We start from the raw sequence: 15,862 nt of genomic DNA on the forward strand, positions 1-15,862 counted from the left end.
GGCCGGGGTGGGCGCCGCGGCCGGGGCCGCGGCCGCGGAGCCGGCCGGCAGCAGGGTCATCACGGCGGCCGCGACGGCCACGCCGGCGGCGGTGGTACGGGACGTGCGGGTGCGGCGGGTGCTGCGCATGTGGGGGCGCTCCTCGGTCACGGCTTGGCATGTACGTGCTCAGAGTTGGCCAGAATCCCCCGCATGTCTACTGGGCGGTAGGAAACTTTTCGTGGCCGCCGGATGAATCCCCGTCGCGGCACCCGTCGGACGGCGGGGATTGTCCGAAAACGCGTTCTTGTTGCCGCGCGGGTCCAGATGTGTCATGGACCCGTCATTCATCGGATGGCACGCACAGCCCAACCCCCCACGAAAGGCAGTGTGTTGACCGTGTCCACCCTCAGCAAGCTCCTCAAGCGCGGCCTCGCCGTCAGCGCCGTCGCCCTCGCCGCCGTCAGCCTCCAGCCCACCGGAGCCAGCGCCTCCCCGACCCCCGTCGTCGGCGGCACCCGCGCCGCCCAGGGCGAGTTCCCCTTCATGGTCCGACTCTCCATGGGCTGCGGCGGCGCCCTCTACACCCAGCAGATCGTCCTCACCGCCGCCCACTGCGTGAACGGATCCGGCAACAACACCTCCATCACCGCCACCGCCGGCGTCGTCGACCTGCAGAGCAGCAGTGCCATCAAGGTCAAGTCCACCAAGGTGCTCCAGGCCCCCGGCTACAACGGCCAGGGCAAGGACTGGGCCCTCATCAAGCTCGCCAAACCGGTCAACCTCCCCACCCTGAAGATCGCCGACACCAAGGCCTACGACAACGGCACCTTCACCGTCGCCGGCTGGGGCGCCGCCCGCGAAGGCGGAGCCCAGCAGCGCTACCTCCTCAAGGCCACCGTCCCCTTCGTCTCCGACGCCGCCTGCCAGGCCGCCTACGGCAGCTCCCTCGTCCCCTCCGACGAGATCTGCGCCGGCTACGACCAGGGCGGCACCGACACCTGCCAGGGCGACTCCGGCGGCCCCATGTTCCGCCGCGACGACACCAACGCCTGGATCCAGGTCGGCATCGTCAGCTGGGGCGAGGGCTGTGCCCGCGCCGGATACCCCGGCGTCTACACCGAGGTCTCCACCTTCGCCGCCGACATCCGCAACGCCGCCGCCGGCCTGTAACCCCAGGCACCCTCCACACCCACGCACCTCGCCCTTCCGGCCGGACCCGAACCGGCCGGAGGGGCGAGCCCCGCGCCGTCCGGTTGCGGCCCGCCGCACCCCCGGGTCCCATGGGACGGGACACCCCCGCAGACCCGCCGGGGGAGGCCCACCGGCGGCAGCGGGCAAGGCGACAGTGGGGCAGGCAGCGCATGACGATCCGAGTGGTCATCGGCGACGACCAGGACATGGTCAGGACCGGATTCCGGATGATCCTCGAAAGCCAGCCCGACATCGAGGTCGTCGCCGACGCCGCCGACGGCCGGGCGGCCCTGACGGCCGTCACCGAGCACCGCCCCGACGTCCTCCTCCTCGACATCCGCATCCCCCGGGTGGACGGCCTCGAAGTCACCCGCCGCCTCTCCGGCCAGGACACCCCCCGCATCGTCCTCGTCACCACCTTCGAACTCGACGAATACGTCCACGCGGCCCTCCACGGCGGCGCCTCCGGCTTCCTCCTCAAGGACGCCGGCCCCGCCATGCTCGTCGAAGCCGTACGGGCCGCCGCGGCCGACGACGCCCTCGTCTCACCCGTCAGCACCGTCCGCCTCCTGTGCGAGATGGCCCCCCGCATGGCCGGCCCCCAGGCCGCACGCCACCCCTCGGAACCCCTCACCGAACGCGAACGGGACGTCGTGCGCTGCCTCGCCCGCGGCCTGACCAACGTCGAGATCGCCGCCGATCTCTACCTCTCCCTGTCCACCGTCAAAGCCCGCCTGGCCAGCGTCCAGGCCAAGCTCACCGCCCGCAACCGCGTCGAGATCGCCGCCTGGGCCTGGGAAAGCGGCCTCGCCACCACCACCGCCTGACCCCCCACGGCAGCCACCGTGGCCCCTGGGTCCTGTCGTCAAACTCCCGTCTGCCCCGCGACGCCTGGCACGCTCCCCCGAGCTCTTCGAGCAGGGGGTGCCCCCACTCGCCGCACCGGGCGCAAGCCGAGTACGTCCATTACGCGGGCTTCCGCCCGGCGCACCGAGAGCACGCTCCCCCAAGCTCTCGACTTCGCTCGACCAGGGGGGACCCCCATGACGCCGCGGGGCCGCCCTCCGGGCGACGACGGCAGTTTGACGACAGGCCCTCGCCGGTCGCCGCACCGCCGGCCCCCGCCCCCGGGGACGGCCGGCTCGTCACCGCCACCTGCCGCCGTGAACCCCCGCCGCACGTCCCGTCTCACCCAGCGACATACCAGCGGTGCCGCCCGCGACCGCCACGTATTCTCGATGACCATGAACACCACCGACCGCGACAGCGGCACCGACCCCGAGGCGATCGACGAGACCGTCAGCGCCGAACTGGCCCGCCTGCGCGACAGCATCGACAACATCGACGCGGCCGTGGTCCACATGCTCGCCGAGCGCTTCAAATGCACCCAGCAGGTCGGCCACCTCAAGGCCCGCCACCACCTGCCGCCCGCCGACCCCAGCCGCGAGGCCCGCCAGATCGCCCGCCTGCGCCAGCTCGCCGAGAACGCCAAGCTCGACCCGGCCTTCGCCGAGAAACTCCTCAACTTCATCATCGCCGAGGTCATCCGCCACCACGAGACCATCGCCGCCGGCGAGGAGTGACGGCCCGCCGGGGGCGGGCCCGCCCCGCCCCCACCCGGCCACAACCCGACGAGACGCCCTAGGACCCCCGGCCCCCATCCGGCAGCATGGGCCCCATGTCCGCACTGACGCGCAACGAAGCGCAGCTCCGAGCCCAGCTCCTCGACGTCCACCACTACGCCGTCACCCTCGACCTCACCACCGGCGACGAGACCTTCGACTCCACCACCGTCATCCGCTTCAGCGCCCGCACCCCCGCGGACACCTTCGTGGAACTGAAGCCGGAGGAACTGCGCTCCGCCACGCTCGACGGCCACCCCCTCGACCCCGCCGCCCTCGACGGCAACCGCCTCCCGCTCACCGGCCTGGCCGAAGGCCCCCACGAGCTGCGCGTCGACGCCCGCATGCGCTACTCCCGCACCGGCGAGGGCCTCCACCGCTTCACCGACCCCGCCGACGGGGAGACGTACGTCTACACCCAGATGTTCATGGACGATGTCCAGCGCGTCTTCCCCGCCTTCGACCAGCCCGACCTCAAGGCCGTCTTCGAGTTCACCGTCACCGCCCCCGCCCACTGGACCGTCCTCGCCAACGGCACCACCACCCACACCGGCGACCGGGAAGCCGACGGCGCCGGCGTCTGGACCTCCGCCCCCACCCCCGTCATCTCCACCTACCTCGCCGCCGTCGCCGCAGGACCCTGGCACAGCGTCACCACCGAACACGCCGGACTGCCCTTCGGCATCCACTGCCGCAAGTCCCTCGCCCCCCACCTCGACGCCGACGCCGACGAGATCCTCTCCGTCACCACCGCCTGCTACGACCGCTACCACGAGAAGTTCACCGAGCCCTACCCCTTCGACTCCTACGACCAGGCCTTCGTCCCCGAGTTCAACGCCGGCGCCATGGAGAACCCCGGCCTGGTCACCTTCCGCGACGAGTTCGTCTTCCGCTCCGCCGTCACCGACACCGAACGCCAGCGCCGCGCCATGGTCATCGCCCACGAGATGGCCCACATGTGGTTCGGCGACCTCGTCACCCTCGCCTGGTTCGACGACATCTGGCTCAACGAGTCCTTCGCCGAGTACATGGGCTACCAGACCCTCACCGAAGCCACCCGCTTCACCGGCACCTGGACCGAGTTCGGCATGGAACGCAAGCCCTGGGGCTACGCCGCCGACCAGCGCCCCTCCACCCACCCCGTCGCCCCCGGCCCCGACGACGTCCCCGACACCGCCTCCGCCCTCCTCAACTTCGACGGCATCTCCTACGCCAAGGGGGCCTCCGCGCTGCGCCAGCTCGTCGCCTGGCTCGGCGAGAAGGACTTCCTCGCCGGCATCAACACCCACTTCGCCCGCCACAAGTTCGCCAACGCCACCCTCGCCGACTTCGTGGACTCCCTCGCCGCCCACACCGACCGCGACGTCCACGCCTGGGCCGACGTCTGGCTGCGCACCACCGGCATCGACACCCTCACCCCCCGCATCCAGGAGAGCCACGGCGGCTGGACCCTCACCGTCGACCGCCACGGCAGCCGCCCCCACCGCATCACCGCCGGCACCTACGCCCGCGCCACCGACGGCCTCCTGGAACGCACCGCGCTCCTCGACCTCGACGTCCCCAGCGACGAGATCCTCTCCGCGAGCGGCCCCCGCCCCGACCTCCTCGTCCTCAACGACGGCGACCTCGGCTACGCCAAGGTCCGCCTCGACGAGACGTCCCTGGAGACCGCCCTGCGCGGCCTCTCCCGCATCCCCGACCCGCTCACCCGTGCCGTCGTCTGGGGCTCCCTGCGCGACATGGTCCGCGACGGCGAACTCGACCCCTTCGACTACCTCCGCACCCTCGACGCCCACATCCCCGAGGAATCAGACCTCGCCGTCGTCCAGGGCGTCCTCGGCTTCGCCCGCACCCAGATCGCCGACCGGTACGTCGACCCCGCCGACCGCGGCACCGCCCTCGGGCTCATCACCTCCGCCACCCGCGACCTCCTGCGCCGCACCGAGGACGGCTCCGACCCCGGACTGCGCCTGGCCGCCGTACGCGCCTTCATCGACAGCGCCACCCAGCCCGACACCATCGCCGCCTGGCTCGCCGACGGCGTCGTCGCCGGCGGCCCCGAACTCGACCCCGAACTCAGCTGGCGCATCCTCGCCCGCCTGGCCGTCCTCGGCGCCGTGGACGAGGACGCCATCGACGCCGCCCTCGCCGCCGACCCCAGCGCCACCGGCCAGCAGGGCGCCGCCCGCTGCCGCGCCGCCCTGCCCACCGCCGAGGCCAAGGACGCCGCCTGGCAGCGCCTCTTCCACGACGACGACCTGTCCAACTACCTCTTCAGCGCCACCGCCCAGGGCTTCTGGCAGCCCGAACAGACCGAACTCCTCCACGACCACGTCGCCCGCTACTACCCCGAGGCCATCGCCGTCGGAGCCCGCCGCGGCCCCGCCATCGGCGAGGCCGCCGGCCGCTGGGCGTTCCCCGCCCCCCACGTCGACGAGGCCAACCTCCGGGCCGGCCACGCCGCCCTGGAGGACCCCGGGATCACCCCGATGATGCGCCGCGTCCTCGTCGACCAGCTCGACGACCTCGCCCGCAGCCTGCGGGTACGGGCCGCCCGGACCTCCTGAGCCACGGGGCCTAACGGATACAGCCGGTGATCCGCACCGACACCTGGGCACTGGCCGTCAGGCCGCTGTCCGGGTCGGTCGCGGTGAACACCAGCGGATACGTCCCGTCGGGCAGCAGCGGCACCACGAAGCCGCCCGACGGGCCCGCCCCCACCGCCACCGGCCCGTTCGGGCCCTTCAACTGCCAGGCCGTGTACTGCGGATCGGTGAGGGGCCGGTCACCCGGCCGGGTCCGCGCCGAGGCGGCGAAGCTTTCCTCGCAGCCGCGCCGCAGCTGCCCGCCGCTCCCCGGCTGCCGGATGGACACCGCCGGGGGCTGCGGCTGCTGCGGGGTACTCGCCGACGGCTGCGGGTTCCCGCCGCTCGTGGGCCGGCCGGGGGAGGGGGAGTTCGGGGAGCCGGCCGAGGGCGGGGCGCTGTGCCCCGCGGACTGCGAGGGCGACGGGGACGCAGACGCGGAAGGGGGACCCGACGCCGGAACGGAAGGATCCGTCACCCCCGGCACCGAAGGGAGGTCCGGCCGCCCCACCGCCGTCGGCGACGGCCCCTTCGACGGCGAGGTGGCCTTCGCGTCGATCGTCGCGCAGACCGCCGCCGCCGTCATCGGCTGCTCGGCCGGGATCGCCACCGGACGCAACAGCTGATCGTCCCCACCGTGCGCCCGCGCGTCGAAGTAGCCCCTGCCCGTGCTCGTCTCACGGTCGCTGTGCTCGATCCACACCGAATTGTGGTACAGCCCGCCGGGCTGCTGCTGGTTGACGCCCGTCACGTGCCACTCCCGCACCGCGCGGCCCGAAGGCGTACCCGCCGCAGCCGGTCCGTCCGTCGAGGCGAACAGCCAGCCGTCACCGAAGTACCGCTCCGGATGCTCCAGCGCACCGGTCTCGTTGATCGCGGGGAAGACGAAGCCGCCACCCAGCAGCAGCCGTCCCTTCGGGCAGCGCACCGTGACCTCCGCACTGCCGCCCGCCGCGACCGGGGCCTGCGCCGTGACCACCGACAGGTCCTTCACCTTCACGCAGACCGGCCGCGTCCCGACCGCGAAGTTCGCCTGCGGCGGCTGGGGATCCACGATGCGCGTCCGGCGCACGGCACTGTCGGAGTCCGACAACGGATACGGCACGCTGCTCAACTCCGTGCCCGGATTCACCGAGACCGACCAGCCGGGAGTCGGGCTCCAGTCCTTCGGGAACGCCGCCCCCGGCGCCATCCAGTCCAACGGCACCGGTGCCACGGGCCGCCCCTGCACGGTCCGCTCGGACCGGAACTCCGTCGCCACAGCGGTGAAACCACCCTGGCACGAGGGCGCGGCGGTCGCGTCGCGAGCCACCTTCTCGTACGGGCCGGCGGTGGTCAGGTCGTGGATCTCCCCGTCACGGCCCCCCGTCATCTTGTTCCCCCGGTCCCGGAAGGCGTGCGCCTGCCAGTGGAAATCGAGCCCCCCGAGCATCTCCACCTTCGCGTTCACGCACAACGCGTACGAGGTCAGCGTCGACGCCCCGTCACCCGGGTTGAACGCCGACGCCAGCCACGCACCCCCGATGAAACGGCTGTTCGTCGCGAACCCCGACCCGGCGATCGCATACCCGCCGCCCAGCGCCGTCTCGTGCGGCAGGCACCCCGCCACCGTCAGCTGCTCCGCACCCGCCGGCACCGACACCGACGTGCTGCGCTGGACCACCACCACCGGCTCCGGACCCTGCGAGGTCCACCACACCCCCGCACCGGCCACACCCGCGACCACCACGACCCCCGCCGCGACCGCCGCCGCCGTCTTCCCGCCGACCGCACCCGCCACCTTCGCCAGCACTCCGGATCCAGCCATCGGGTCCCCTCCCGCAGAGCATGCGCGCCCCGTGCCGACCGCACTGTAGCCCCGCCGCGACCTGCGTCCCAGAGCCCGGAACACCAAGACTTCCCCATCCCCGCCCGCCCGCCGCCACCCCGCTCCCGTACCGGTCGGACGGCCGAAAACCGACCCCCGTCCCCTCCCGACGGTTACCCCATTCGGGTCTGCTCGTTGTACCGGCCGGGTGTCCCGCCCGGCCCCGGCCAGCGAGCAGCCGCCCAGGCACCCCACCCCGCCCACCCCGGAGGCCCCCATGACCGCGCCCACGCCCCCGCTCGCCGGCGGACAGGGCGGCGCCGACGCACTGCGGCCCCTCCTCGACACCGTCCTGACCGCCCTGCGCACCGGAGACGCCGCACGCGGCGGACCCCTCCCCGCCGGCGGCCCCCACACCACCGCCGCCCGCGTCCGCGCCGCACTCGGCGAGGTCCTGCCCGCCCACGGCACCGGCGACCACGAAGCGCTCACCACCCTCGTCCACACCCTCGCCGCCGGCGCCGCCGACCCCGCCCACCCGCTCTGCGCCGCCCACCTGCACTGCCCCCCGCTCGCCGTCGCCGCGGCCGCCGACCTCGCCGTCAGCGCCCTCAACCCCAGCCTCGACTCCTGGGACCAGGCCCCCGCCGCCTCCGCCATCGAGGAACACCTCACCGCCACCCTCGCCGCCGAGCTCTACCCCACCCCCCACCCCGACGCCCTCCTCACCACCGGCGGCACCGAAGCCAACCAGCTCGCCCTCCTCCTCGCCCGCGAACGACACGGCCCCCGCCTCACCGTCGTCCACGGCGCCAACGCCCACCACTCGATCCCCCGCGCCGCCTGGCTCCTCGGCCTGCCCCCCACCCTCACCCTCCCCACCCCCACCGGCACCCTCGACCCCCACACCCTCGACGCCGCCCTCACCCGCACCCCCGGCCCCACCCTCGTCACCGCCACCGCCGGCACCACCGACGCCGGACTCATCGACCCCCTCCCCGCCCTCGCCGACGTCTGCGACCGCCACGGCACCGAACTCCACATCGACGCCGCCTACGGCGGAACCCTCGCCTTCAGCCCCCGCCACCGCCCCCTCCTCGCAGGCCTCGACCGCGCCCGCTCCCTCACCCTCGACCTCCACAAACTCGGCTGGCAGCCCGTCGCCGCAGGCCTCCTCGCCGTCCCCGACACCCGCCTCCTGGCCCCCCTCGCCCACCGGGCCGACTACCTCAACGCCCCCGACGACACCGAAGCCGGCCTGCCCGACCTCCTCGGCCGCTCCCTGCGCACCACCCGCCGCCCCGACGCCGTCAAGATCGCCACCACCCTGCGCTCACTCGGCCGCGACGGCCTCGCCCACCTCATCGACCGCACCTGCGCCACCGCCCGGCACCTCGCCGACCTCCTCGACGCCCACCCCGGCTTCGAACTCCACGCCCACCCCACCATCACCACGGTCCTCTTCCGCCCCACCCCCGCGGACGACGACCAGCTCGCCACCCTGCGCCGCACCCTCCTCCACGACGGCACCGCCGTCCTCGGCCGCGCCACCGCCGACGGCCGCCTCTGGCTCAAGGCCACCCTCCTCAACCCCCACACCACGACCGGGGACCTGGACACCCTCATCGCCCACCTGGAAGGCAGAACCCACCGATGACCGCCCAGCACGATGCCCCCCACGACCTCGTCGGAATCGGCATCGGCCCCTTCAACCTCTCCCTCGCCGCCCTCAGCCACGGCCTCCCCGCCCAGGGCGCCGACCCCCTCGCCACCGCCTTCTACGACCAGCGCCGCGACTTCCGCTGGCACCCCGGCCTCCTCATCGACGGCGCCACCCTCCAGGTCCCCTTCCTCGCCGACCTCGTCACCCTCGCCGACCCCGCCAGCCCCTGGACGTTCCTGAACTACCTCAAGCACAAGGAACGCCTCTTCCCCTTCTACTTCGCCGAGCAGTTCCACATCCAGCGCGCCGAATACGACGCCTACTGCCGCTGGGTCGCCGGCCGCCTCCCCGGACTCCACTTCGGCCACCAGGTCGACGCCGTCCGATGGAACCCCGAACGCGACCTCTTCGAAGTCGACTACACCCAGCTCGACGCCGACGGAGAAGCCGAAGCCCTCGGCCGCACCTACGCCCGCAACCTCGCCCTCGGCATCGGCACCGCCCCCTACGTCCCCGAACCCCTGCGCCCCCTCGCCGAAGCCCCCACCGTCCCCGTCATCCACTCCGCCGACTACCTCGACAACCGCGCCCGCATCCTCGGCGCCGAACACGTCACCGTCATCGGCTCCGGCCAGTCGGGGGCCGAGGTCTTCCTCGACCTGCTGCGCGCCCGCCCCGCCGGCCGCGAACGCCTCACCTGGCTCGCCCGCACCCCCTCCTTCGCCCCCATGGAGTACTCCAAGCTCGGCCTCGAACACTTCACCCCCGACTACACCCGCTACTTCCACTCCCTCCCCGAACCCGTCCGCGACCGCCTCGTCCCCGCCCAGTGGCAGCTCCACAAGGGCATCGACGCCGCCACCATCGCCGCCATCCACGAGGAGCTCTACCGCCGCACCCTCCACGGCGGCTGGCCCGACACCGTCCTCACCCCCGGAGTCACCGTCCGCACCGCCGGCCGCGTCGCCACCACCAAGGTCGAACTCCACCTCGAACACACCCAGCAAGGCAGCCGCTCCCGCCTCACCACCGACGCCGTCGTCCTCGCCACCGGCTACCGGGAACGCCCCCTGACCAGCCTCTTCGCCGGCCTCGACCCCTACATGCGCAAGGACTCCTCCGGCCGCCCGCGCATCGACCACCGCTACCGCATGGTCCTCGACCCCTCCGTCAGCGGAACCGTCTTCGTCCAGAACGGCGAACGCCACACCCACGGCGTCGGCGCCCCCGACCTCGGCCTCGCCGCCTGGCGCAGCGCCGCCATCCTCAACACCCTCACCGGCAAGGACCCCTACCCCCAGCCCGACCGCACCGCCTTCACCACCTTCGGCCTCGAACAGCGCGAACACACCCGCCCCCGCCCCACCGTCGACCTCCTCCCCCTCGTCGACCACCCCTGAACGCACCCGGGGCCGGGACCCGCCACACGGCGGACCCCGGCCCCGGCAGGAACGCGCGGTACTAGAACACCGGCACCCCGGCCCGCGTCAGCTTCCAGTCCACCGACGCGAACTGCGCCGGGTCGATCGTCCCCTTCGCCTTCACCCACTGGATGATCGTCGTACGGATCTCCTCCGAGTTCGACCACAGCTGCTTCGCCTGCGGCACGTGCGGGAAGTTGCCGCCGCCCGACGCCCGGTAGTTGTTCACCGCCAGCACGAACCGCGCCGCCGGGTCCACCGGCTTGCCCTGGAACGACAGGTTCGAGATCCGCGCACCCGTCGGCTGCGCGATGTCGATGTCGTACGACAGCCCGTACACCGCGTCGTAGTTGTAGTCCGGCGTCGACTCCGCGTTCGTCAGCTTCGCCGGGTCCACCACGTCACCGGGCGCCGTCCGCACGTAGTACTTCGCCGAGTACTCCAGGTAGTCCTTCAGCTGCGCGCCCGTCAGCAGACGCGCCTCCAGGGTGTTCTCGAACGGGTACAGCCCCGCCGCGTCCTTGATCGTCACCTGCCCGGCCGGTATCGACGCCGTCCGCGAGAAGCAGGAGGCCTGCGACAGCACCGGCAGCGCCGCCCACTCCGTACCCGCCAGGGCAGCCTTGACCGTCTCCGCCTGCACGTGGCTGATCAGATCGATGATCGGGACGTCCTTCACCGGGCCGTCCGCCGAGCTCATCGCCTGCTTCGAGGTGCCGATCACCTGGTTGACGTACGCCACCACCTTGCGGTGCTCGTCCGACAGCAGGGTCGTGATCTTCGGGTCCTCGGCGGCCGTGTCCGAGTTCAGCACCTTCGCCGACACCTTCGCCACCGACCAGCGGCCGCGGTCCCACGCCAGCTCGAAGTCGAACAGCGTCAGCCGCTGCCCCCACTTCAGCGGCTCCGACAGCACCACGTCCTTGCCCGTCGCCTTGTTCTTCACCCGGTACTCCGGGATCTCCGTGTGCGCGTGCCCCACCAGGATCGCGTCGATGCCCGGCACCTGCTCCGCCACCAGGGCGGCAGCGTTCTCGATGTACGGCAGCTGGTCACCGTAGGAGGACGTACCGCTCGACCCCGAGTGCGCGGAGACGATCACCACGTCCGCGCCCATCGACCGCAGCCGCGGCACGTACTTCGCCGCCTGCTCCTCCAGACCCGGGAACGTCATCTTGCCCTGCACGTTCGCCTTGTCCCAGATCGCGATGCCCGGGTTCGTCAGCCCCAGCACCGCCACCTTCACGTCCCGCCCGTGCGGGGTCCGCAGCCGGTGCATGCTGTACGGGGCGAACGCCGGCTTCAGCGTCTTCGCGTCCAGCGCGTTCGCACCCAGCAGTGGGAAGTGGCACTGCTCCTCGAACTTGCGCAGCACCGGGATGCCGTAGTTGAACTCGTGGTTGCCGATCGCCGCCGCGTCGTAGCCGATCGCGTTCATCGCCTGCGCCATCGGGTGCACCGGACCCCGGCAGGCCGTGATCGGATCCACCTTCGCGTAGTAGTACGCCAGCTGCGTGCCCTGGATGGTGTCACCGGCGTCGATCAGCAGGGTGTTGCACCGCCCCTTCTCCGCCCGCACCTGGTTCACCAGCGTGGAGATCTTCGCCAGGCCGATGTCGTTGTGCGCCTTGTCGTCGAACTCCTTGTCCGTGAAGTAGTCCCAGTTGAACACGTTCCCGTGCAGGTCGGTCGTCCCCATCACGGTGAACGCGTACGTCCGCTGCCTCGCCGACGGCGCGGCGGCAGCCGGCGCGGCGGCAGCCGGAGCCGCCGCCGCCCCCGCCAGCGCCACCGCGGCACCCGTCGCGGCCGAAGCCCCCATGAACGTCCTGCGGTCGAACCCCATGTCACTCTCCCCTGGTCAGGCGTATGTCCGTACCGCGTCACAGCGCGTGGACAACGCGCGTAGATTCTGACCGATGGGTAACAAGACGCAACACCCCACCCAGGTTTCGATCCGATGACCAGACCCGAACGGGCGACGGTGCGACAGTGAAACCATGACCCAGGACGCCCCGCACACCCCGGCCGCCCACCAGCCCTACGGCACCCCCGAAGCCCCCCGCGTCGCCGTCCGAGGCGAGGCCCGACTCGAAGTCGACCCCGAGATCGCCCGTATCTCCATCACCGTCACCGCCCGCGGCACCGACCGCCGCACCACCCTCGACGACCTCACCCGCCGCAACAACACCGTCCTCGACCTCGTCAAGAGCTACGGCGACCCCGTCGAGAAACTGGAGACCGGCGCCTTCTCCATCACTCCCGAACCCGCCCGCCACGGCCGCGGCGAACGCGTCCGCGCCTACCACGGAACCGTCCACCTCACCGCCGAACTCAACGACTTCACCGCCCTCGGCGAACTCACCACCCGCCTCGCCGACCTCGACCGCACCCGCGTCGACGGCCCCTGGTGGGCCCTGCGCCCCACCTCACCCGCCCACGCCGAGGCCCGCCGCCAGGCCGTCCTCGAAGCCGTCCAGCGCGCCCGCGCATACGCCCAGGCCCTCGGCGCCGACCTCGCCGCCCTGGTCGAACTCGCCGACCTCGGCGCCGAGAACGCGGCCCCCCTCGCCGTGGCCGCCCCCGCCGGCGCCTACCGCTCCATGACCTTCGCCGGAGCCGAGGAGGAGGCCGCCCCGCCCCTCGACCTCGAACCCCAGCGGCAGACCGTCTACGCCCAGGTCAACGCCCGCTTCACGATGACCCCGCCGCAGCTCTGAAACCCGCACGAAACACCGAAGCGGTGACCCCGTGGGGGTGCTCATCGGAGCACCCCCACGCACATTCAACAAATGTCAACAACCCTCTGCCCAAAGGTTGTTGAGTGGACACGCCCATCTCATGTCCTACCCCCCGGTAGGGCATACCCTCGCCCCATGCGCCGAGCGAAAATCGTATGTACCCTGGGCCCCGCCACCGACTCCTACGACCAGATCAAAGCCCTGGTCGAAGCCGGAATGGACATCGCCCGCCTCAACCTCAGCCACGGCACCTACGCCGAACACGAGGAGCGCTACCAACGCGTACGCAAGGCCGCCGACGAAACCGGCCGCAGCGTCGGCATCCTCGCCGACCTTCAAGGCCCGAAGATCCGCCTCGGCCGCTTCCACGAAGGACCCGTACTCCTTGAACGCGGAGACGAGTTCACCATCACCGTCGAAGACCACCACGGCGACCGCCACACCTGCGGCACCACCTACCAGGGCCTCGCCGACGACGTCACCGCCGGCGAACGCATCCTCGTCGACGACGGCCGCGTCACCCTCGAAGTCACCGCCGTCGACGGCCCCCGCGTCCACACCCGCGTCATCGAAGGCGGCATGGTCTCCGACCACAAGGGACTCAACCTCCCCGGCGTCGCCGTCTCCGTCCCCGCCCTCTCCGACAAGGACATCGAAGACCTCCGCTGGGCCCTGCGCACCGGCGCCGACGTCATCGCCCTCTCCTTCGTCCGCACCGGCCGCGACATCGAAGACGTCCACCGCATCATGGACGAGGAAGACCGCCGCCTCCCCGTCATCGCGAAGATCGAAAAACCCCAGGCCGTCGAGAACATCGACGACATCGTCGCCGCCTTCGACGGCATCATGGTCGCCCGCGGCGACCTCGGCGTCGAAATGCCCCTCGAACAGGTCCCCATCGTCCAAAAGCGCGCCATCAAACTCGCCAAGCGCAACGCCAAACCCGTCATCGTCGCCACCCAGATGCTCGACTCGATGATCGACAACTCCCGGCCCACCCGCGCCGAAGCCTCCGACGTCGCCAACGCCGTCATCGACGGCACCGACGCCGTCATGCTCTCCGGCGAAACCAGCGTCGGCAAACACCCCGTCGAAACCGTCCGCACCATGGCCCGCATCGTCGAAGCCGCCGAAGAGGACATCCTGGCCAAGGGCCTCCCGCCCCTCACCGACCGCAACAAACCCCGCACCCAAGGCGGAGCCGTCGCCCGCGCCGCCGCCGAAATGGGCGACTTCCTCGACGCCAAATACCTCGTCGCCTTCACCCAGAGCGGAGACACCGTCCGCCGCCTCTCCCGCTACCGCTCACCCATCCCCCTCCTCGCCTTCACCCCCGACCCCGCCACCCGCTCCCAGCTCAACCTCACCTGGGGCGTCGAAACCTTCCTCGGCCCCCACGTCGACTCCACCGACGCCATGGTCGCCCAGGTCGAAGAGCAGCTCCTGCGCATCGGACGCTGCCGCCCCGGCGACACCGTCGTCATCACCGCCGGCTCACCCCCCGGCGTCAGCGGCAAGACCAACCTCGTCCGCATCCACCACATCGGCGACCCCGTCCACTGACACCACCCCCACACCACAACGCCGCCGCGACCCCCAAGGGCCCCGGCGGCGTTCCCGTACCCACCCGCCCTCAACGACACAGGGCCCGGTCCACCAACCCCTCCAACCGCCGCGTGACCCCGTAGTCAGCGGGATCCACCGTCACCGCCACACTCACCGCACGCCCATCCGGACCCACCCCACCCCGCGTCTCGAACCCCGTGATGTCACCACCGTGCCCCCAATACACCCCACCGCACGACAACGGCCGCCGCATCAAACCCAGCCCGTACCCCACATCCGACCCCTCGGCCACCGGCACCGTCGTCTGCATCGCCCGCAGCTGCTCCGGCCGCAGCAGACGACCCTCCAGCAACGCCGAGAAGAACCGGTTCACATCCGAGTTCGTCGACACCATCTGACCCGCCGCCCACGCCGCCGACGGATCGATCTCCGTCACATCCCGCAACGGCGCGCCCACCGCGTCCTGGTGATAGCCGTGCGGATGCGCCTCACGGATCGTCCGATCACGCGGCGCCGGAAAATACGTGTGCCGCAGCCCCAGCGGCTTCACCACCCGCCGGTCGATCTCCTCCGCCAGCGACCGCCGCGCAACCTTCTCCACGATCAGCCCCGCCAGCACGTAGTTCGTATTGCTGTAGTGGAAGGTCTTCCCGTCCGTCGACGTGGCCGGATGCCGGAACGCGATCTCCAGCACCTCCCGCGGCGCCACGTACCGCCCCCGCTCGATCGCCTCCCCGACCTCCGCCTCGTAGTCGGGGATCCCACTCGTGTGCTGGAGCAGTTGCCGCACCGTGAGCGACCGCCCGTCGAAACCATCCCCCCGCACCACCCCCGGCAGATGCCCCTCCACCAGGTCGTCCAGCCCCAGCCGACCCTCACCCACCAACTGCAGCAGCACCACAGCCGTGAACACCTTCGTATTGCTCCCGATCCGCACCTGCCCGTCCCGAGGCACCGCCGCACCCGTCACACGATCACCCACCCCGGCGGTATAGGTCCGCGTACGCCCCCGCCCGTCCGTCACGGTCGCCAGCGCACCCGGCACCCCACCCTCCCGCACCAGCCCGTCCAGACCCCGCTGAACGGCATCCGGCCGACCCGCCGCGAACGCCGCCGGCTGCGCCGCCACCCCCAGCGCCAGCACCCCCACCGCCACCGCGGCCGCCACACGCCGCCGCCCCTGCCCCGCCCGCCCGACCATGGACCCTCCCCGGAAATCGCCCGACAGCACCAGTACGTGCTGCACCCAACGATCCCGGGGGCCGACCCCCGACGGCATACCGC

At 72.0% G+C, this 15,862-nt stretch carries 11 protein-coding genes; 8 read left to right on the plus strand and 3 right to left on the minus strand.

Annotated features, from left to right (window positions below):
- The first annotated feature begins 333 nt into the window (after nt 1–333).
- The 4 genes from WDV06_RS14005 (at nt 334) to pepN (ending at nt 5,362) form a co-directional block, all read left to right on the plus strand.
- Nucleotides 334–1,152, plus strand: coding sequence for a serine protease (locus WDV06_RS14005; protein ID WP_395510039.1), 819 nt, complete (start codon nt 334–336; stop codon nt 1,150–1,152).
- A 191-nt stretch (nt 1,153–1,343) separates the two neighbouring features.
- Nucleotides 1,344–2,000 (plus strand): response regulator transcription factor, encoded by a 657-nt coding sequence (locus tag WDV06_RS14010; protein ID WP_395510040.1) that lies wholly within the window; start codon nt 1,344–1,346, stop codon nt 1,998–2,000.
- Between the two features lie 411 nt (nt 2,001–2,411).
- Nucleotides 2,412–2,756, plus strand: coding sequence for a chorismate mutase (locus WDV06_RS14015; protein WP_395510041.1), 345 nt, complete (start codon nt 2,412–2,414; stop codon nt 2,754–2,756).
- Nucleotides 2,757–2,842: 86 nt separating this feature from the next.
- Complete coding sequence (gene pepN / locus WDV06_RS14020; RefSeq protein WP_395510042.1) at nt 2,843–5,362, plus strand: aminopeptidase N; 2,520 nt, start codon at nt 2,843–2,845, stop codon at nt 5,360–5,362.
- A 10-nt stretch (nt 5,363–5,372) separates the two neighbouring features.
- On the opposite strand, the gene WDV06_RS14025 is transcribed toward pepN, so the two are convergent.
- On the minus strand, nt 5,373–7,187 hold the full coding sequence (locus WDV06_RS14025; RefSeq protein ID WP_395510043.1) for a hypothetical protein: 1,815 nt from the start codon (nt 7,185–7,187) through the stop codon (nt 5,373–5,375).
- A 277-nt stretch (nt 7,188–7,464) separates the two neighbouring features.
- Between WDV06_RS14025 and WDV06_RS14030 the strand changes: the two genes are divergently transcribed.
- Together WDV06_RS14030 and WDV06_RS14035 are read left to right on the plus strand one after the other, a co-directional pair.
- Nucleotides 7,465–8,844 carry a pyridoxal phosphate-dependent decarboxylase family protein gene (locus tag WDV06_RS14030; protein ID WP_395510044.1) on the plus strand — a complete coding sequence of 460 codons (1,380 nt, stop codon included), beginning with the start codon at nt 7,465–7,467 and terminating at the stop codon, nt 8,842–8,844.
- On the plus strand, nt 8,841–10,250 hold the full coding sequence (locus WDV06_RS14035; protein WP_395510045.1) for a lysine N(6)-hydroxylase/L-ornithine N(5)-oxygenase family protein: 1,410 nt from the start codon (nt 8,841–8,843) through the stop codon (nt 10,248–10,250). The genes WDV06_RS14030 and WDV06_RS14035 overlap by 4 nt, the downstream gene beginning before the upstream one ends.
- A gap of 61 nt (nt 10,251–10,311) precedes the next feature.
- On the opposite strand, the gene WDV06_RS14040 is transcribed toward WDV06_RS14035, so the two are convergent.
- Nucleotides 10,312–12,117: a bifunctional metallophosphatase/5'-nucleotidase gene (locus WDV06_RS14040; protein WP_395510046.1), complete on the minus strand. Its 1,806-nt coding sequence runs from the start codon at nt 12,115–12,117 to the stop codon at nt 10,312–10,314.
- Between the two features lie 154 nt (nt 12,118–12,271).
- On the opposite strand from WDV06_RS14040, the gene WDV06_RS14045 reads away from it, so the two are divergent.
- Both WDV06_RS14045 and pyk read left to right on the plus strand, forming a co-directional pair.
- The gene (locus WDV06_RS14045) at nt 12,272–12,991 is read left to right on the plus strand and encodes an SIMPL domain-containing protein (RefSeq protein WP_395510047.1); all 720 of its coding nucleotides are present in this window, start codon (nt 12,272–12,274) and stop codon (nt 12,989–12,991) included.
- Nucleotides 12,992–13,147: 156 nt separating this feature from the next.
- Nucleotides 13,148–14,575, plus strand: a complete 1,428-nt coding sequence (pyk, locus tag WDV06_RS14050; RefSeq protein ID WP_395510048.1) for a pyruvate kinase — start codon at nt 13,148–13,150, stop codon at nt 14,573–14,575.
- Nucleotides 14,576–14,645: 70 nt separating this feature from the next.
- Here pyk and WDV06_RS14055 read toward each other — a convergent pair whose 3' ends face one another.
- The gene (locus WDV06_RS14055; protein ID WP_395510098.1) at nt 14,646–15,779 is read right to left on the minus strand and encodes a serine hydrolase domain-containing protein; all 1,134 of its coding nucleotides are present in this window, start codon (nt 15,777–15,779) and stop codon (nt 14,646–14,648) included.
- Nucleotides 15,780–15,862 lie beyond the last annotated feature (83 nt).

The organism is Streptomyces racemochromogenes (genome assembly GCF_044129415.1).
Classification (GTDB): domain Bacteria; phylum Actinomycetota; class Actinomycetes; order Streptomycetales; family Streptomycetaceae; genus Streptomyces; species Streptomyces racemochromogenes_A.

Coding starts and splice junctions, on each gene's coding strand:
- WDV06_RS14005 (WP_395510039.1), top strand. CDS start 334: ATGGCACGCACAGCCCAACCCCCCACGAAAGGCAGTGTGTTGACCGTG.
- WDV06_RS14010 (WP_395510040.1), top strand. CDS start 1,344: ATGACGATCCGAGTGGTCATCGGCGACGACCAGGACATGGTCAGGACC.
- WDV06_RS14015 (WP_395510041.1), top strand. CDS start 2,412: ATGACCATGAACACCACCGACCGCGACAGCGGCACCGACCCCGAGGCG.
- pepN (WP_395510042.1), top strand. CDS start 2,843: ATGGGCCCCATGTCCGCACTGACGCGCAACGAAGCGCAGCTCCGAGCC.
- WDV06_RS14025 (WP_395510043.1), bottom strand. CDS start 7,187: ATGGCTGGATCCGGAGTGCTGGCGAAGGTGGCGGGTGCGGTCGGCGGG.
- WDV06_RS14030 (WP_395510044.1), top strand. CDS start 7,465: ATGACCGCGCCCACGCCCCCGCTCGCCGGCGGACAGGGCGGCGCCGAC.
- WDV06_RS14035 (WP_395510045.1), top strand. CDS start 8,841: ATGACCGCCCAGCACGATGCCCCCCACGACCTCGTCGGAATCGGCATC.
- WDV06_RS14040 (WP_395510046.1), bottom strand. CDS start 12,117: ATGGGGTTCGACCGCAGGACGTTCATGGGGGCTTCGGCCGCGACGGGT.
- WDV06_RS14045 (WP_395510047.1), top strand. CDS start 12,272: ATGACCCAGGACGCCCCGCACACCCCGGCCGCCCACCAGCCCTACGGC.
- pyk (WP_395510048.1), top strand. CDS start 13,148: ATGCGCCGAGCGAAAATCGTATGTACCCTGGGCCCCGCCACCGACTCC.
- WDV06_RS14055 (WP_395510098.1), bottom strand. CDS start 15,779: ATGGTCGGGCGGGCGGGGCAGGGGCGGCGGCGTGTGGCGGCCGCGGTG.